The sequence below is a fragment of the Streptococcus sp. 2154 genome (assembly GCF_013277255.1).
Lineage (GTDB): Bacteria > Bacillota > Bacilli > Lactobacillales > Streptococcaceae > Streptococcus > Streptococcus pseudopneumoniae.
This window is the reverse complement of record NZ_VMMK01000031.1, coordinates 53,051-70,420: the sequence shown is the minus strand read 5'-3', so window position 1 is coordinate 70,420 and position 17,370 is coordinate 53,051. Positions and strand designations below refer to the sequence as shown.

The 17,370-nt window shown below is 40.1% G+C and carries 16 protein-coding genes, 1 pseudogene and 1 other annotated feature; of the genes and pseudogenes, 2 read left to right on the top strand and 15 right to left on the bottom strand.

Annotation, left to right across the window (positions count from 1 at the left end):
• Positions 1–109 precede the first annotated feature (109 nt).
• Positions 110–327: a binding site (T-box leader), on the bottom strand.
• A gap of 69 nt (positions 328–396) precedes the next feature.
• The 14 genes and pseudogenes from ppc to HT693_RS06080 form a co-directional block, all read right to left on the bottom strand.
• Positions 397–3,093 carry a phosphoenolpyruvate carboxylase gene (gene ppc, locus HT693_RS06145; RefSeq protein ID WP_054388331.1) on the bottom strand — a complete coding sequence of 899 codons (2,697 nt, stop codon included), beginning with the start codon at positions 3,091–3,093 and terminating at the stop codon, positions 397–399.
• 24 nt (positions 3,094–3,117) lie between these two features.
• Complete coding sequence (locus tag HT693_RS06140) at positions 3,118–4,341, bottom strand: FtsW/RodA/SpoVE family cell cycle protein (protein WP_054388329.1); 1,224 nt, start codon at positions 4,339–4,341, stop codon at positions 3,118–3,120.
• A gap of 143 nt (positions 4,342–4,484) precedes the next feature.
• Positions 4,485–4,811: pseudogene (locus HT693_RS06135) on the bottom strand (transposase family protein); the annotation flags it as partial.
• Between the two features lie 313 nt (positions 4,812–5,124).
• Complete coding sequence (gene rlmD / locus HT693_RS06130) at positions 5,125–6,483, bottom strand: 23S rRNA (uracil(1939)-C(5))-methyltransferase RlmD (protein ID WP_172925028.1); 1,359 nt, start codon at positions 6,481–6,483, stop codon at positions 5,125–5,127.
• A 73-nt stretch (positions 6,484–6,556) separates the two neighbouring features.
• Positions 6,557–7,531, bottom strand: a complete 975-nt coding sequence (locus HT693_RS06125; protein WP_023935925.1) for a DUF1002 domain-containing protein — start codon at positions 7,529–7,531, stop codon at positions 6,557–6,559.
• Positions 7,532–7,603: 72 nt separating this feature from the next.
• A complete protein-coding gene (gene pmp23, locus HT693_RS06120) occupies positions 7,604–8,218 on the bottom strand; it encodes a cell wall hydrolase Pmp23 (protein ID WP_138705291.1) in 615 nt (204 codons plus the stop codon).
• Entirely contained in the window at positions 8,218–9,192 is a 975-nt protein-coding gene (locus tag HT693_RS06115; RefSeq protein WP_000356124.1) for a nucleoid-associated protein, read from the bottom strand. The genes pmp23 and HT693_RS06115 overlap by 1 nt, the downstream gene beginning before the upstream one ends.
• 7 nt (positions 9,193–9,199) lie before the next feature.
• A complete protein-coding gene (gene glyA / locus HT693_RS06110) occupies positions 9,200–10,456 on the bottom strand; it encodes a serine hydroxymethyltransferase (protein ID WP_138704913.1) in 1,257 nt (418 codons plus the stop codon).
• 62 nt (positions 10,457–10,518) lie between these two features.
• Positions 10,519–10,950: a GNAT family N-acetyltransferase gene (locus HT693_RS06105; RefSeq protein ID WP_172925026.1), complete on the bottom strand. Its 432-nt coding sequence runs from the start codon at positions 10,948–10,950 to the stop codon at positions 10,519–10,521.
• 1 nt (position 10,951) lies between these two features.
• Positions 10,952–11,554: an L-threonylcarbamoyladenylate synthase gene (locus HT693_RS06100; protein WP_172925024.1), complete on the bottom strand. Its 603-nt coding sequence runs from the start codon at positions 11,552–11,554 to the stop codon at positions 10,952–10,954.
• Positions 11,538–12,374 carry a peptide chain release factor N(5)-glutamine methyltransferase gene (prmC, locus tag HT693_RS06095; RefSeq protein ID WP_172925022.1) on the bottom strand — a complete coding sequence of 279 codons (837 nt, stop codon included), beginning with the start codon at positions 12,372–12,374 and terminating at the stop codon, positions 11,538–11,540. Before prmC ends, HT693_RS06100 begins: the two co-directional genes overlap by 17 nt.
• Positions 12,374–13,453, bottom strand: coding sequence for a peptide chain release factor 1 (gene prfA / locus HT693_RS06090; protein WP_001028819.1), 1,080 nt, complete (start codon positions 13,451–13,453; stop codon positions 12,374–12,376). Before prfA ends, prmC begins: the two co-directional genes overlap by 1 nt.
• A gap of 9 nt (positions 13,454–13,462) precedes the next feature.
• Entirely contained in the window at positions 13,463–13,942 is a 480-nt protein-coding gene (locus HT693_RS06085) for a GNAT family N-acetyltransferase (RefSeq protein ID WP_050261648.1), read from the bottom strand.
• The gene (locus tag HT693_RS06080) at positions 13,932–14,531 is read right to left on the bottom strand and encodes a thymidine kinase (RefSeq protein ID WP_166731459.1); all 600 of its coding nucleotides are present in this window, start codon (positions 14,529–14,531) and stop codon (positions 13,932–13,934) included. Before HT693_RS06080 ends, HT693_RS06085 begins: the two co-directional genes overlap by 11 nt.
• A gap of 122 nt (positions 14,532–14,653) precedes the next feature.
• Between HT693_RS06080 and HT693_RS06075 the strand changes: the two genes are divergently transcribed.
• Together HT693_RS06075 and mnmE are read left to right on the top strand one after the other, a co-directional pair.
• Positions 14,654–14,836, top strand: coding sequence for a 4-oxalocrotonate tautomerase (locus tag HT693_RS06075; RefSeq protein ID WP_033677268.1), 183 nt, complete (start codon positions 14,654–14,656; stop codon positions 14,834–14,836).
• Positions 14,837–14,973: 137 nt separating this feature from the next.
• Positions 14,974–16,347: a tRNA uridine-5-carboxymethylaminomethyl(34) synthesis GTPase MnmE gene (mnmE, locus tag HT693_RS06070; RefSeq protein ID WP_172925020.1), complete on the top strand. Its 1,374-nt coding sequence runs from the start codon at positions 14,974–14,976 to the stop codon at positions 16,345–16,347.
• 45 nt (positions 16,348–16,392) lie between these two features.
• Here the strand turns inward: mnmE and dapA are convergent, their stop codons facing one another.
• On the bottom strand, positions 16,393–17,328 hold the full coding sequence (dapA, locus tag HT693_RS06065) for a 4-hydroxy-tetrahydrodipicolinate synthase (protein ID WP_023935945.1): 936 nt from the start codon (positions 17,326–17,328) through the stop codon (positions 16,393–16,395).
• Positions 17,329–17,370 lie beyond the last annotated feature (42 nt).

Sequence of the window (17,370 nt, the reverse complement as noted above, 5' to 3'; positions counted from 1 at the left end):
GGCTAGCTTCCTAGTTTGTACTTTGATTTTCATTGAGTATAAACAAGCGACGCCATCGTTTTCTTTCCATACTAACCTCCATCAAAAAAATCCTCACACAAAAAACTTGTGTGAGGACGTCGATGCGCGGTACCACCTCAATTATAGGGAATTTCCCTATCGCTCTGTCTCGCAACAACGAGATGCACTGTAAGGTGTGCTCACCGAATTTTTATGATTTCAAATTCTAAATAGCATTCAGCCCAATTTTCATCATCGCCACTTATCTGTTTTCAGCTACCACAGACTCTCTAAAAAGTTTGTATGATTACTTTTCTGAATGGTTAAATTATATCATTTTTCAACTACTTGTCAAGACTCTTTTAGCATTTTTTTGATACTCACTCTTGAAAATTATCAACCTGAATTACGCAATCCTGTCGCAATTCCGTTGATGGTGATATGAATCAATCGTTCTTGATCACTGGACAATTCTCCACGACGTTGGCGTTTAATCAACTCTAACTGAATATAGTTGAGAATATTAAAGTAAGGCATACGGTAATCCAGACTAGCTTTTAGATATGGATTGTCAGCTAAGAGTTCGTCATGTCCTTCAATAGCCAGGATAACGTTCTTAGTAACTTGCCATTCATTTAAAATAGTCTCATAGATGGCCTTAACTTGCTCGTCTTCACAAAGTTTAGCATATTCAAAAGCAATATTCATATTTGATTTTGACAAGACCATATCAACATTTGAAAGAAGCGATTGGAAGAAAGGCCAATTTTGGTACATATCTCGTAAGATAGCAATATTCTCTGGATTTTTATCGATAAATTCCTTGAAGCTTGAACCAACCCCGTACCATCCAGGGAACATAACACGACTCTGTGACCATGAGAATACCCAAGGGATGGCACGCAAACCACCGATTTCAGTAATCGTCTTACGAGCGGCTGGACGAGAACCAATATTAAAACTTGAAATAGCCTTGATTGGACTTGACTCGAAGAAATAATCATAGAAATGCTCATTACCAAAGACCAAATCACGGTAGATATCGTAACTACGGTCCACTACTTGATCCATAATGGCTTCATAACGATTTGAGGTATTGGTATCGCTCTTTTTCTGAGTAATCATACGATTAATAGCTGCCGATACTAGCATTTCAAGGTTATAGTAAGCGGCGTCTTTGTTACCGTATTTATTCCCAATTACTTCACCCTGCTCCGTCAAGCGGATACGATCCTTGATAGACTTGAGCGGTTGAGATGTGATGGCTTCATAGGTTGGTCCACCACCACGACCGACAGTACCACCACGACCATGGAAAAAGGTAACCTTAACGCCAAATTCATCTCCAATAGCAGTCAATTGTTGTTGAGCCTTGTAGAGGGTCCAACATGATGACAAGTAACCACCATCTTTATTACTGTCAGAGTAGCCAAGCATGATTTCTTGGTAGTTATTTCGTGAGGCAATCCATTTTTTGGCAAGGCTAAGAGAAAGATATTTTCTCATTGTTTCCTCTGAATGATCCAAGTCTTCAATTGTTTCAAAAAGGGGAACAATCTGAACACGCGCCCTTTCCGTATCCACCAGTCCTACTTCTTTTAATAGAATAGCTAATTCTAGCATATCAGAAAGGCTAGTAGCATGCGAAATGATGGTCTGGCGGATGACATCATCTCCCAACTTATCTTTCAAAACACGAGCCGTCTTAAAAATAGCTAGTTCTTTTGCTAATAATTCTGATTTTTCTGCGTGAGTAGCAGAGAGAATTCGGGGATCTTCTTCTAACTCTTTCAAGAGAAGGTCACACTTTTCTTCTTCGCTTAACTCGCTATAACGAGAATGAATTCCTGCTGATTTCAAGAGTTCTGCCACACAGGCTTCATAGACGCTAGAGTCTTGTCGCATATCAATTGATGCTAGGTAAAAACCAAATATCTCTACTGCCTGCAATAATTCCACAAAATCACCTGAAATCAAGGACTCGCCCTTATTTTCCAGTAGAGAATCTCGAATGGCAATCAAATCCTTGTAGAAATCATTGGCGGTTTCATAACAAGTCCCAACTTCCTTATCCTCAATCAGATAGGTTTTAGTTGCTTGGATTTTTGACTGAATATCAAACAAGGCACGACGGTAAAGCTCTTTTTCACGGTAAATCGAGTTATCCTTGGATTGACGAGCCATTTCTCTGACTTGCTTGCTGACGTTGACAATACTAGTTGAAAGAGAAAATTCACGATAAAGTTGGTAAATCTTTTCATCATAGTAGTTCATGATGACTTCACACTGAGTGAGTGCAGACTGTTTCAAGGTCTCTGCTGTAACAAAGGGATTACCATCACGGTCTCCACCAATCCACATACCCATGGTGATTGGTTTAGCCTGTTTTAAATCCAGACCATGCGCTTGCGCTAAGCGCTTATACTCCGTCGTCAAGTGAGGTAGAGCTTTCAAAAAGGAGCTGTTGTAATATTCCATAGCATTCGTGATTTCGTTAGTCACTTTTAATTTTTTCTCACGAATCATGTCTGTCTGCATGATAATTTCGATATAACGGCGCAAATCATTGTGCCATTTTTCTTTATTGATCAACCCCAACTTAACATCACGGTATTTACGCAAAAGACTATGAATATGATTTGTTAAATCCAACATACTTTTTCGTTGCACTTGTGTTGGATGAGCTGTCAAAACAGGGACAACATTCAAGTGTTCAAGAATTTCAACGGCATTTTCTTTTTCAGCAACCATTTTGATCGTTGTAGATAATTTACCTAAATAGTCCTGATCAATATTATTTTGATGATTGATTTCATAAGCTAAATCCACATCCTCTGAAATATTAATCAAAAGAGGTAAGATTGAAAAATAGCGTGAAATATAGACCATTTCATCATTTGATAAGCTAGTCACTAGACGGTTTAGACCTTGATAATCTTCTTGAGTTGATAATTCTTTCAACTGCATGATTTTTTCAAAGGTCTCTGGGGCAAGCATATTTTTAGTAATATCTTCCAGCAATTCTGTTAGAATCAATACTTCTTCTTGCACAACACTTTTATTACTATAATTTTCTAATTTTTGAAGAGACATAGACTATCCTTTCTTTATTCTACTTCACAGAAGGTTCATTTGTTGATTTTCCAATTCTCGGTACAACTTAGCGCGTTTTTCACTGGCATCAATATTTAAGACAAAGGCCACTGCCACTGATAAGACTAGAAGACTATTTCCACCCTGGGATAAGAAGGGGAAAGTCACTCCTGTAGATGGAATCAAGCCCGAAATCCCTCCGATATTGACAAATACCTGAACCAACATCATCCCTCCGACACCGAGTGCAACCATGGCATTAAAAGGATTCTCCGCTCGGATACCGACCAAGATAATTCGCAGAATCATGAAAAACAAGAGAGCTAAAATAAGACTAGCACCAACAAAGCCAAATTCTTCAATCACGATAGAAAAGACAAAGTCTGTATGAGCTTCTGGTAAATAACCTCGTTTTTCAATCGAGTTTCCAAGACCTAGACCAAACCAACCGCCATTGACCATGGCAAAATAAGAATTAGCTAACTGGTGACCCGCATCAGCACGATCGGCAAAAGGATTAAAAAAGGCACTAAAGCGCTTGGCCACATAGCCAAATACTGGAATTTTTGAAAAGGTCTCAACACCGATTAGGCTGATAGTGGTCAAGACAAAGACAGAAGCGGCAGATACGAGCGCCAGAATGGTTGAAAACCAGCGATAAGCGATTCCACTAACTGTATACATAATCAAGGAAACCAAGACTAAAATAGTCGCATTCCCTAAATCAGGGAAAATTCCCAAACTTCCAATCAGAACTAGGAGAACGAATCGCCAATCATTAAAAGCACGGGGAAGCCATTGATTTTGAGTCAAAACTTGAAAATCATAAATAGCTATTTCTTCTTGCTGTTTGGAGAATCGGTGAGCCAAATACCAAATAATAATGATTTTCAAGTACTCAGCTGGCTGAATAGTTACTCCTGCAACCGAAATCCAACCGTATGCCCCGTTTACGGAAATACCAATAAAACGAGCCAAGAACAATAAAACCATTTCTATCAAGATAACTAAAATGATTAGTCGCTCATTTCTCAAAAAATCTAGTCTTAATTTATAAATTAAGGCAATCAGTATTAAACTAACAATCCAAAAGATTCCTTGATTTCGAACCAATTGCAAGGCGCTCTTGCCTTCTTCGATTAAAATAGCACTGGTGGTCGAATAGACCACAATCAAGCCCAAAATAGATAAAAGCAAATAGGGAATCAAGATGGAATAATTTAATAAGTGCCTCTTACTAATCTTCATAGTATCACCACTCTACTAGGATACAGACTAATCTGTTCCAAATTCCGTTTTATTTTCTAGTTTTGATTGCTATTATACCATTTTTTCAGAAAGAAAAAAACTCTTACCTTACAATCCTTCGAATTTTACTATTTTTACAGAATTAAGGCAGAATTTGAAATCGTAAAACCATTTTGAATAAGAGTTGCTTCAACCCATTGACTCCGACGAATTAAGTTGCTTTCGTGAATGCCAAAATCAGCCGCAATTTGTTCATAAGTGCTCTATTCTCGCATGTATTGAATAGTTAGCATGAGGAGACCAGGAGACCGTCTAGGCTTAATTTGGGTTTTCGTCCACTTTTGCGCGTTTACGTTGATAAGCTGTTTTTAACACAACTAACATCTCTTTAAATGTCGTGCGCTGAACTGAACACCTACAAGGCTCTTAAAACGGCTATCGCTTAATTGTTTACTTGCTTCATCATCCATAGTTTTATTGTATTGTATTTTGTTTCGCAGGAAGTCTATTATTCCTTTCGTTCAAAGGTTTTTACGCTTTTAGCAACAAGCTTACACACTGAGCGTTTCGGACTTACCATATCATTTCGTCGGTTTTCCTCTTCATTCTACGAGTCCTATCCCATAGATGGAGCATCTACTTCTACTTCGCTGATACCTCAGCTCGTACAAGCAGTGATACCGCCTCAACATGATGCGTTTGCGGGACTCAAAAGGTTTGGGGAGTTCAAAGCTCCAGTGGAGCTTTGAAGCCTTCTCGCCTTAAAATGAAAAAGTTAGAGGATTAACTTCGTTTCACTAACAAACTTACACACTCCACGTGATGCGTTTGAGGAAACAAATCCACCGGCTGGACTTTCTTCAACTCATAGCCAAGTTCTTGATAGAGTTTGATATCACGCGCCATGGTTGCGACATTACAGGAGATATAGGCGATGCGGTCTGCTCCTGTTTGGCTACTTGCCTTGATAAAGCTTTGTGTGAGTCCTTTTCTTGGTGGGTCCACTAGGATAAGGCTTGGTTGAATACCTTCCTTGAGCCAATTTTTCATAGCATTTTCAGCTGTGTCGCAGACATAGTGGACGTTTGAAATATTGTTCAGCTGGGCATTCTTCTTGCTATTTTCAACCGCTTCTGGAATGACTTCAACACCATAAACTTCTTTGACATGTTTCGCAACAGAAAGACCAATCGTCCCGATACCAGAATAGGCATCAATAACCACGTCATCTTTTTTTAATTCAGCAAAGTCAATGGCTGTTTGATAAAGTTTTTCAGCCATTTCTGTATTAACTTGGTAAAAGGCTGAACCAGCGATTTGGTAGTCATTTCCCAGCATCTGGTCGGTAATATAGTCTTGTCCATAAAGTGTGCGCCATTCCTTACCAAAAATAGCATTGGTATTCTGGTCGTTGATATTTTGCATAACAGACACAATCTCTGGGAACTGCTTAATTAGTTGTTCAATCAATTGGTCAACACGAAAAACTTTGGGACGAGTTGTCACCAAAATGACCATGATTTGACCTGAATAGTGTCCGCGACGCACCACAAGGTTTCGAATCAAGCCAGCTTGTTCCTTTTCATCATAAGGTTTCAAATCATAACGACGTAGCAAGTCACGTAGACCTACTACTACCTCATCAATCACAGAATCTTGTATAAAGAAATCTTCCAAAGGCATGAGGTCGTGGGAATTCTTACGGAAAAATCCTGTTTCCAAAACACCATTCACTCGACGAACAGGGACCTGTGCTTTGTTACGGTACTTGACTGGATTTTCCATACCTAAAGTTTCAGCAACCTCTATATCATCAATTCCAGCAATCTTATATAGACTGTCTTTGACTTGCTTGGTTTTAAACTTGAGCTGTTCTGGATAGGCAAGATGACCTAAATCCGCGATTCCTGAACGCAGGTAAGCCAAATCTAAATCTTGATTACGGTGTGGTGATTGGACAAGGTATTCTTCAACTTTCCCAAAACCAATCTTTTTATTAACCTTGAGGACACGCATAAGGATTTTTTCACTCGGTAAAGCATTCTCAACAAAAAATACCAAACCATCCACCTTGGCAACTCCTGCCCCTTCATGGGTCAAGTCAACAATCTCAACTTCTACAATATCATTTTTCTTTAACATTATTTTCTCTTTCTATTGGCCGACAAAAAAGACGGCAACGTTAGGGTTACCATCTATTATACCATGAAATTTCTTAAGAACCAAAACTCTTGAAGAAGTTGACAATGGCTTGCCAGAGGGAACTTAAGAAGTTCCCACCGTCCTCTAGCGCCTTATCAGCATCAAAGTTAAGGTTGATATTTTTAAAACTGTCGCCAGCTTGTGAAACAATACTTTGTTTAAGGTCATTTAGAGTTTTAGTGAAGTCTGTATTGCTAAGAATATCACTTTTTGAGAGATTCAAAGCAAAATTGATGATGATATTGATTTGGTTTCCTGTTATAACCTGATCAAGTTTGTAATTTTTCAAGGTATCTTCAACAATTTTACGGACATCTTCCTCTGTCAGATTTCCCTTACTTTCTTTAGCTTTGGCGAGTCCTGACTTAATATCTGCTAAGGCAACGTTTAATTTATTAGCATCATAGCCTGTTTTGTCCTTGTTTTCAGCATTGATATCGGACAAAGCCTTTAGCTCTTCTTGAGCCAAATCTTTGTTGGCTTGTGGCACCTTGGCTCCATTAGCTTCTAGCGAATAATAAATCCCTGCTAAAGCACTCTCACCTGTAACTGGAATAGGGGCTGCTACAGTGATTTTAGCATGTTCCACACCCAAGGTTACTGCTGCATTTCGGTACATATCCTGAGTCACCTTAGTGATGTTCTCTGGTGTTTCAATCTTGACCTCAAGTGGCGACTTGTCACCTAGTTTTTGAATCTTGGCTGATGAATACAACTGTAAACTAGAGTCATTTGCTACATTCATGATTTTAGAATAGACATCAGGTGTCATGGTCTTGAGTTCTTTGGTGTCTGTTGAGGCATTGTGGCCTAATTTCTTAAGAGTTTGATTTTTTTGGTCTTCAGACAATGATGAACCTAGGACATATTCAGGTTGGACGTAGGTTTCATCGATAACTTTTTGAACATCTGTTGCTGCATGGGCGCTATTTATAGCTGTTACTGCCCACAAGACCGCAGCACTAGTCAGAAAGAGTTTCTTTCTCATAGGGAATTTCCTCCTTTACCTTTCTAGAGTAATATATCTATCTTAAAGAAAACTTATAAAAAAACACCTGGACTAGCCAGATGTTGAAAAGAGAGTGAAACATTTGATGATGTAAAGGTTGAGTTGAACCTGTCTAGAATAGTAATAGTTTCCTCCATTTACATAGAGTTCGGCTCCATGGAAAATGGAAATGGGGTGAATATAACTATAAGTCTTTCCAGTGGTATTACCAAGCAAGGGAGCAACAGTCTCGCGAGAGTACTGTTTGGCCAGAGCCAAGGTGTTTTCCTTGCCATTTTGGGCAATATAATCGATATAGGCAGGACCAAAATTATAAGCTTGAACAGCTGTCCAGACATCTACATCCTTCTTCTGGGCCAGATAGAGATTGTCTGTCAGAGTTTGAACACCTTGTCGAATGCTAGACACATTATCATTTATGGTGTTGGTTGAACCACTTGCAGACTCACTAGACTGCATAACATCGCCTTCTTTTCCTTTTGTTTCAGTATAAATCATAGCGAGCACAAGCTCTTCGTTTGCTGGTGTGTCTTTTTCACTCAAGATTTCTCGCACCATGGATTGATAGGTCATGACTTGATTGACATCTTGGTGAACGCGGTAAGCTTTATAGCCAGCAAAAAAGAAGACTGCTAGCACAAGCACTCTTCGAATTCGTTTAAACATTATTTACTTTGGATATCCTCGATATTTTTGATTAAGATAGAGTAGGTTCCATTGTCATTTTGGATAAACTCAACAGACTCGGCGTCTTGATAGACGTTATTGGGAACGATGAGCTCAATTCCATTTGACAAGGAGAGTTTTTGGTTTTCAAATTTCTTTAATTGGCGACTGGCATCAATTTCATCAAATTGAACAGGTTCTGGTACGGCTTCTTTGACTTGGTCAATAAAGCTCAAACGAGCCGTCAGATTATTGTCAAAAAGGTCATTAGCCAATTTCTCAGGTGACAATTCATTGCTTTCTTCTAGGTTGTTGAAAATAGCTGATTTGACCTTGGATTGAAATTGAAAATCATCTGTGTTAAAAGATTCAGCAATGCGCTGTGCCGTTTTTTCCAGTTCTTTGATAGATTTCTTGGGTGAAATTTTAGGGGCGACAGCAAGAAGATTATCTGAAAAATAGTTCAAAAAAGTCCCGTTGTACTTGATGCGTTTTTCAATCAGATGGTACTTGCGACTCTGAAGATTGACCACCAAGGCTTCGTCGGCACCCGTTCCAAATCCAGGCAGATTATTCTGAGTCAGCTTGATTGGATTATCAACTTCTCCTCCAAGGTGAGTCAAGGTCTCACGCAGAGCAATTCGTAAGAAAGCAAAATGTTCTACACCTTCTTTAGAAAATTGCACAAAAATCAAGTCATTGGTCTTAAGATTTTCTGAAATGCTGAACTCCTCTTTCCAGAGATTAGCCAGTGTTACTGATGTCTCCAACAAATCGTCTGTGATATGATTGAAGAAGGGATTTTCTTCTTCGAAAATCCCAGTCTTGGCTTCATCTGAATACACACGTTCAATTTTTTTACGCAGGTATTCTTCGATTTTTGGAGTAATATTGAGAAGCTTATCCGCTAGGAACAGCTCGGTATCATCCGGACTGAACTGGTGAATAATGGCTTTCTTAATATAAATATCCATAAAAGTTTTAGTCCTCGTATAATGGGAAGGCATCTGTCAATTCTTTAACTGCACTTCTCACTTCTTCTAAGACAGCTTTATTTTCTGCATTTTTAAGGGTTTTAATGATGAGTTCAGCCACTTTGCGACTTTCTTCTTCACCAAATCCACGTGCAGTAATGGCTGCAGATCCGATACGAATACCACTTGTCTTGAATGGTGACAAGGTTTCATATGGGATTGAGTTTTTATTTAGGGTAATATTGACTTCATCCAGCAAGTTTTGAGCAACTTTTCCGTTTTCTACAACCTTAGTCACATCCACTAGGAAGAGGTGGTTTTCAGTCCCACCAGAAATAATACGAAAATCAGGGTCTTGTAAGAAGACAGCTGCCATAGTCTTGCTGTTCTTGATAACATTAGCAGCATATTCCTTGAAGGCTGGATCTAAAACTTCTTTGAAGGAAACTGCCTTAGCTGCCACAACATGCTCCAAAGGACCGCCCTGAATACCAGGGAAAATAGCTGAATTGATTTTCTTAGCTAAGTCTTCATCATTGGTCAAAATCAAACCACCACGAGGACCACGAAGGGTTTTGTGGGTCGTTGTTGTCGTGATGTGAGCGTATGGCACTGGGCTTGGATGTAGACCAGCAGCAACCAAACCAGCGATATGAGCCATATCTACCATAAGTTTAGCCCCAACAGCGTCCGCAATTTCACGGAATTTTGAAAAGTCGATAATTTGAGAATAGGCTGAAGCACCAGCTACAATCAGTTTTGGTTTTACTTCTTGGGCTTGCTTCAATATAGCATCAAAGTCCAATAATTCCGTTTCAGGATCTACACTATAAGAAACAAAGTTGTAGGTTTGACCTGAGAAGCTAACTGGAGCTCCGTGGGTCAAGTGTCCACCTGCTGCTAAATCCATCCCCATAACGGTATCACCTGGTTCAATCAAGGCCATGTAAGCCGCACAGTTGGCTTGGCTTCCTGAGTGAGGTTGGACATTAGCAAATTTTGCACCGAAAATTTCTTTTGCGCGTTCAATAGCAAGAGTCTCTACCACGTCTACCACATCCGTTCCACCATAATAACGGCGGCCTGGGTAACCCTCGGCATATTTGTTTGTCAAGATAGACCCTTGAGCTGCCATAACAGCCTTGGAAACTACGTTTTCCGAAGCAATCAACTCGATATTATTCTGTTGGCGTTCTTCTTCTTTGGCAATAGCATTCCAGAGATCAGCATCGTATGCTTTAAAATCATCTTTGTCAAAAATCATAGGTCTTCTCCTTTTATTGTGTGACTAGTCCATTAGTTTAATTTTCTTATTAGAAAATCAAACTAAAAGATGCGAATAAACCGTTTCTGCATTTTATCACAAGTATAACCAACTTTTTCATAAAATGCATGAGCTCCCAGACGATGATCGGCAGAGTTTAAGCGGATAAACCCATAACCACGTCTTTTTACTTCTTCTTCCAACCCTTGTAGTAAACTTTTACCAATACCTTGACCTTGTGCTTGAGGTGAAACTGCTAAGGCTAAGATATTAAATCCTGCTTTAGAATAAAGTGATTCATAGACCTCAGCGTGGACATATCCAAGCAAGGCATGACTAACTTCATCCTCATAAGCAAGTAGGAAATGATGAGAATACTGAGATAGTCTAGCTAGTTGGCTAGCCGTTTCCTCTGAACTAAAAGAATAGCCTAAAGCCTCTTGGTTGATCTCACATATAGCTTTCACATCTGTTTCTTGCAAATCTCTTAGCATTTTATTCCTCCTCAAAAGAAATCTCTGGCAACCGAGCAAGAATATCTTCTCGCTTAATGGCCCCTTGGCGTAAGATTTTCACCTTGTCTCCCGACAAGTCCAAAATAGTTGAATCCTGTCCAGTTAGAAAAGCATCGTCTTCCAGACCCAGAACCTCTTGGTCAAAATCCTCTAGAATTTGATTAAAGGTCACTCCACTTGCCTGACCTGAAATATTGGCAGACGGCCCAATCAAGGGACCTATCTCTCGAATCAAATCCAGTGTGATAGGGTGACTGGGCATCCGAAATCCAACAGTCGCGAGGCCAGAATTGACCCAATAGGGAACTCGGTCATTAGCTTCGAGAATAATGGTCAAAGGACCTGGCAAAAAGGTCTCTACAAGTTTTTGTAGATAAGTTGGCTGATTCTTTGAAAAGTGCAAGATGTCCTCGAGAGAATCGATATTGAGATTGAGTGCCTTGTCTCTAGGACGACGTTTGAGTTGGTAAACATGGTTAACTGCCTTTTCATCTAAGGCCTTAGCAAAAAGACCATAAACAGTCTCTGTAGGCAGAACAACAGCTCCACCCTTTTCCAACTCTTGCCTAATCCTGTCCATCATCAACCACAACCATCCTATCTTGACCAAATTGATCCTTAAGCGTTCTTAGACGTTTTTCAGGAAGATGCTTCCTAAAAAGTTCAGGAACACTTTGACCTTGCTTGTATCCAATTTCAAGGTAAATCTTACCACCATCTTTGAGATAGTCTTTTGCATCTTCCGCAATTTTACGGTAAATAGCTAGGCCATCCTCATCTGCAAAGAGAGCTAGATGAGGCTCCGAATGCAAAACATTCAAGCCGACCTCTGACTCATCTTCACGAGAGATATAGGGTGGATTGGAAACAATTATATCATATTTTTCAGAAATTTCTGTAAAACAGTCAGATTTTTTTAAAAATATTTGAAGATTTTGATTTTTAGCATTTTCGCTGGCTACATCTAAAGCATCTTGAGAAATATCTGCTGCCGTCACTGACCAATCTGGTCTGTTTTTTGCTAGAGCGAGAGCAATAGCTCCACTACCTGTTCCAATATCCAGAACTGAAAGATTCGTCTCAGGATTTTCAGCCAGGATAAGCTCCACCAACTCCTCTGTTTCTGGACGAGGGATCAATACTCGCTCATCAACTTTTAACTGCATTCCATAAAAATCTGCCTGTCCAATGATATACTGGGCTGGTTTATGAGCTACTAACTGTTGGAAAATTTCTTTTACAAATACTTCTTCCTCTTCGGTCACTTCCTGCTGAAGAGCAAAGACAAAGTCAGTAAAAGAGAGATTTCTCAGGCTACGATAGACAAAAGAGAGGCTTTCAGCTTCCTCTCCTTTTCTTATCAACTCTTCTTCAAAATCTGAAAATAATTGAGCTAATTTCATTATTTGTTTAATTCTTCTAATTTTTGTGTTTGGTCATAGAGAACCAAGGCATCCACAACTTCGTCCAATTTACCAGATAAAATCGTATCTAGTTTTTGGAGAGTTAAGCCGATACGGTGGTCCGTGACACGGTTTTGTGGGAAGTTATAAGTACGAATCCGTTCTGAACGGTCACCAGTCCCGATTGTTGACTTGCGCTCAGCGTCTTGTTCATCTTGTGCAATCTGAGCAAAGTGGTCAGCAACACGCGCACGGATGATTTTCATGGCTTTCTCACGGTTCTTCTGCTGGGTACGTTCTTCCTGCATCTCAACCTTGATATTGGTTGGCAAGTGAACGATACGAACGGCTGTCGCAACCTTATTGACGTTTTGTCCACCAGCTCCAGATGCATGGTAGATGTCAACACGAAGGTCTTTTGGATCAATATCATATTCTACCTCTTCCACTTCAGGCATGACAAGGACTGTCGCTGTAGAGGTATGCACACGCCCTTGGCTTTCTGTCACAGGGACACGTTGAACACGATGGGCACCAGACTCATACTTGAGTTTAGAGTAAACAGATTGACCTGAAACCATGGCAACGACTTCTTTGAAACCACCGACACCATTCATAGAGGCCTCCATGACTTCAAAGCGCCAGCCTTGGGCTTCCGCATACTTTTGATACATAGTTAGAAGGTCTCCAGCGAAAAGTGCAGCTTCGTCTCCACCAGCGGCTCCTCGGATTTCAAGGATGATATTCTTGTCATCGTTTGGATCCTTTGGAAGGAGTAAAATTTTGAGTTTTTCTTCGTATTCTTCTTTTTCAGCCTTGGCATCTTTGAGCTCTTGCTTGGCCATTTCTTCCAAGTCCGCATCTCCGCTTGATTCCTTAATCATCTCTTCAGCGTCAACGATGTTTTGAAGGACTTGTTTGTACTCACGGTAGGCTGTTACGGTATCACGAGTTGAAGCTTCTTCTTTTGAAAGCTCCATAAAACGTTTGGTATCCGAAACCACATCTGGGTCACTCAGCAACTCTCCTAATTCTTCATAACGGTCTTCTACTGCTTGTAGTTGATCATAGATGTTCATTTTTTCTCCTTATTTCTCAATTGTTAAATCATAGATTGCTACTACTTCGTTCTCGGATATTTCCCCAGTTTCTTTAAATCCATAACTGAGGTAACAATATCTTGCATGTTCATTTTCTGGTTCATAAGACAACCAAAGTTTATTGCTTAAATCTGCTGGCACTGTCCGAACATAGTCTAGTACTTTATCCATAATTGGTTTAAAATATCCTTGATTTTGAAAATTCTTATCAATCATAAAACGAAATAGTAAATAATTTCCACTACTAATTCCGATCTTTTTATCATAAGCTATCATCACAAAACCTATAATTGCATCATTATCATAAACTACCAATGGAGCTACAAAATCTCCATTTTTAGTGTAGACGTATGCTTCAGCTAAACTAATTGCGTTGGTTGCAATGAATTGTTTTTGATATTCCTTGACATCCAAATTCAAAACATCAAAATAATTTTCCATTGTAACATCTCTTAGTTCAATTGTCATAGTTTTGCTCCTTGTTAGAGGTTATCATTGGCGCAAAATAATGTTTACGGCAAACTGAGATATAGGTTTCATTACCACCAATCTGAATCTGCTCACCATCATAGACTGGCAGTCCATCCTGTGTACGCAAAACCATAGTTGCCTTTTTCTTACAATACTGACAGATGGTTTTAATCTCATCGATTTTATCTGCTAAAAGCAAGAGATATTTTGAACCTTCGAATAGTTCATTGCGAAAGTCGTTTTTCAAACCAAATGCCATAACGGGTATGTCTAACTCGTCTACAACACGAGCTAGGTCATAAACATGATGACGTTTGAGAAACTGGGCTTCATCGACCAAAACACAGTAAGGTGTTTCTGGTAGGTCTCGGATATAGCCAAAGATATCCGTCGTTTCATCAATCGCAAGAGCAGGGCGTTTCATACCAATCCGACTCGACACATAGCCAACACCGTCACGCGTATCCAGAGCCGAGGTCATAATCACAACACCTTTTCCTTGCTCCTCATAGTTATAGGCCACCTTGAGAATCTCGATTGTCTTTCCAGAGTTCATGGTCCCATAACGATAATACAACTGTGCCATGTTTCTTGCTTCACGTCCATTTCTAAATTTTTGCTACATTCTAGTATATCATAATTTTCTTAAGCTTTAAACGGCAAAATGTGGTAAAATAGAAGAAATCAAAACTAGTGGAGGAAGCTATTATGCCATTTGTACGCATCGATTTATTTGAAGGACGCACGCTCGAGCAAAAGAAGTCTCTTGCTAAGGAAGTAACGGAAGCTGTTGTCCGTAACACTGGAGCACCTCAATCTGCTGTCCATGTCATCATCAACGACATGCCAGAAGGAACTTACTTCCCACAAGGGGAAATGCGCACCAAATAAGCTAGCTTAAGCAGAATTGCTTAGGCTTTTTCAATCTCCAAGTAACATCCATTGAAGAAATAGTTCAAATTTGTTACAATTTGAAAAGAGACTTGGAAAAATTTCCAAGAAAAGAGCTATTAATTAAAGGAAACATTATGATTACACGTGAATTTGATACCATCGCTGCTATTTCTACTCCACTAGGTGAAGGGGCTATTGGTATTGTCCGCCTGAGCGGAACAGAAAGTTTTGCTATTGCGCAAAAGATTTTTAAAGGAAAAGACTTGAGTCAGGTTGCTAGCCATACCCTTAACTACGGTCACATCATTGACCCTCAGACAGGAAAAGTCATGGACGAGGTTATGGTTGGAGCTATGAAGTCTCCAAAGACCTTCACTCGTGAGGATATTATCGAGATTAACACCCACGGTGGGATTGCGGTGACCAATGAAATTCTCCAGCTAGCTATCCGTGAAGGAGCTCGGTTGGCTGAACCTGGTGAATTTACTAAACGTGCCTTTTTAAACGGTCGTGTGGACTTAACTCAGGCTGAGGCAGTCATGGATATCATCCGCGCCAAGACTGACAAGGCCATGAACATTGCAGTTAAGCAATTAGACGGATCCCTTTCTGACCTGATTAACAATACTCGTCAGGAAATTCTCAATACCTTGGCTCAGGTTGAGGTTAATATCGATTACCCTGAGTATGACGATGTGGAAGAAGCCACTACTGCAGTTGTCCGAGAGAAGACAATAGAATTTGAACAATTACTAACTAATCTACTTAGAACAGCCCGTCGCGGTAAAATCCTTCGTGAAGGAATTTCCACTGCTATCATCGGCCGTCCTAACGTTGGAAAATCCAGCCTCCTCAACAATCTCTTGCGTGAGGACAAGGCTATCGTTACAGACATTGCTGGTACTACTCGAGATGTCATCGAAGAATACGTCAATATCAACGGAGTCCCTCTCAAACTGATTGATACAGCCGGTATTCGTGAAACAGATGACATCGTGGAACAAATTGGAGTTGAGCGTTCGAAAAAAGCCCTCAAGGAAGCCGACTTGGTTCTACTGGTGCTAAATGCCAGTGAACCACTAACTGCCCAAGACCGCCAACTCCTAGAAATCAGTCAGGAGACTAATCGCATTATTCTTCTTAACAAAACTGACCTGCCAGAAGTTATTGAAACCTCTGAACTTCCAGAAGACGTTATCCGTATTTCAGTCCTTAAAAATCAAAATATCGATAAGATTGAAGAGCGAATCAACAACCTCTTCTTTGAAAATGCTGGTTTGGTTGAGCAAGATGCTACTTACTTGTCAAATGCCCGTCACATTTCCTTGATTGAGAAGGCCGTTGAAAGTTTGCAAGCTGTTAATGAAGGTCTTGAACTGGGGATGCCTGTTGACTTGCTTCAAGTTGACTTGACCCGTACTTGGGAAATCCTCGGAGAAATCACTGGAGATGCGGCTCCTGATGAACTCATTACCCAACTTTTTAGCCAATTCTGTTTAGGAAAATAAGAAAAATCCATGATCCTTCATTCGGTCATGGATTTTATTGTCTTATTAGTAATCTGGTCTTAAGACACCTGTTACAGTTGCCTTGGTCGCTTCGTAGTCGCCATCTACGACGACTTTGATAATGCGTTTGGCATCTTCTTCTGGTGCTGGAACTAGAGGTAATCGAGTTGGGCCAGCTTCAAATCCCATATAGTTCAAAACTGCCTTAACTGGAGCAGGACTTGGATAAGAGAAGAGGGCATTGACTTTAGGAATGAATTTACGCTGAATAGCTGCAGCTTTCTTCATATCACTTTCTGCAATAGCAGTAAACATCTCGTGCATTTCATCCCCATTTGTATGGGATGCAACAGAAATAACCCCATCCGCACCAAGGTTCATGGCATGGAAAGCATCTCCATCCTCACCTGTATAAATCAAGAACTCTTCTGGCTTGTGCTCAATCAAGTAAGCCATATTGGCCAAGCTGGTACATTCTTTGACACCAATAATATTTGGATGGTCAGCTAAGCGAAGCATGGTTTCTGGAGTCAATTCGACAACTACACGCCCTGGAATGTTATAGATAATAATTGGTAGGTCAGAAGCATCTGCAATGGCTTTAAAATGCTGATACATTCCTTCTTGAGAAGGTTTGTTGTAGTAAGGCACAATAGCAAGTCCAGCAGCAAAACCGCCGAATTCCGCGACTTCTTTGACAAACTCGATAGAGTCACGCGTATCATTGGTACCAACACCCGCAATCAAAGGAACGCGTCCATTGACAATCTTTTGTACAGCCGCAAACAACTCCAACTCTTCATCGTGAGTCAAGGTTGGACTCTCAGCAGTGGTCCCTGCGAGAAGAATTCCATCCGTATGATGAGCCAACAAATGCTCAATCAAGGCTGGAATAGCATCAAAGTTGATGGAACCATCCTGATGGAAGGGGGTAATAAAGGCTGTGATGATTTTACACTCTTTTAAATCTTGATAAGACATGAAAACACCTCTCTATTTCAAAGAAGGAGTTCATCTGAACTC

Coding starts and splice junctions, on each gene's coding strand:
- dapA (WP_023935945.1), bottom strand. CDS start 17,328: ATGTCTTATCAAGATTTAAAAGAGTGTAAAATCATCACAGCCTTTATT.
- prmC (WP_172925022.1), bottom strand. CDS start 12,374: ATGAAATTAGCTCAATTATTTTCAGATTTTGAAGAAGAGTTGATAAGA.
- HT693_RS06125 (WP_023935925.1), bottom strand. CDS start 7,531: ATGAGAAAGAAACTCTTTCTGACTAGTGCTGCGGTCTTGTGGGCAGTA.
- pmp23 (WP_138705291.1), bottom strand. CDS start 8,218: ATGTTTAAACGAATTCGAAGAGTGCTTGTGCTAGCAGTCTTCTTTTTT.
- HT693_RS06080 (WP_166731459.1), bottom strand. CDS start 14,531: ATGGCACAGTTGTATTATCGTTATGGGACCATGAACTCTGGAAAGACA.
- HT693_RS06075 (WP_033677268.1), top strand. CDS start 14,654: ATGCCATTTGTACGCATCGATTTATTTGAAGGACGCACGCTCGAGCAA.
- HT693_RS06085 (WP_050261648.1), bottom strand. CDS start 13,942: ATGACAATTGAACTAAGAGATGTTACAATGGAAAATTATTTTGATGTT.
- HT693_RS06140 (WP_054388329.1), bottom strand. CDS start 4,341: ATGAAGATTAGTAAGAGGCACTTATTAAATTATTCCATCTTGATTCCC.
- HT693_RS06115 (WP_000356124.1), bottom strand. CDS start 9,192: ATGGATATTTATATTAAGAAAGCCATTATTCACCAGTTCAGTCCGGAT.
- mnmE (WP_172925020.1), top strand. CDS start 14,974: ATGATTACACGTGAATTTGATACCATCGCTGCTATTTCTACTCCACTA.
- prfA (WP_001028819.1), bottom strand. CDS start 13,453: ATGAACATCTATGATCAACTACAAGCAGTAGAAGACCGTTATGAAGAA.
- glyA (WP_138704913.1), bottom strand. CDS start 10,456: ATGATTTTTGACAAAGATGATTTTAAAGCATACGATGCTGATCTCTGG.
- rlmD (WP_172925028.1), bottom strand. CDS start 6,483: ATGTTAAAGAAAAATGATATTGTAGAAGTTGAGATTGTTGACTTGACC.
- HT693_RS06100 (WP_172925024.1), bottom strand. CDS start 11,554: ATGATGGACAGGATTAGGCAAGAGTTGGAAAAGGGTGGAGCTGTTGTT.
- ppc (WP_054388331.1), bottom strand. CDS start 3,093: ATGTCTCTTCAAAAATTAGAAAATTATAGTAATAAAAGTGTTGTGCAA.
- HT693_RS06105 (WP_172925026.1), bottom strand. CDS start 10,950: ATGCTAAGAGATTTGCAAGAAACAGATGTGAAAGCTATATGTGAGATC.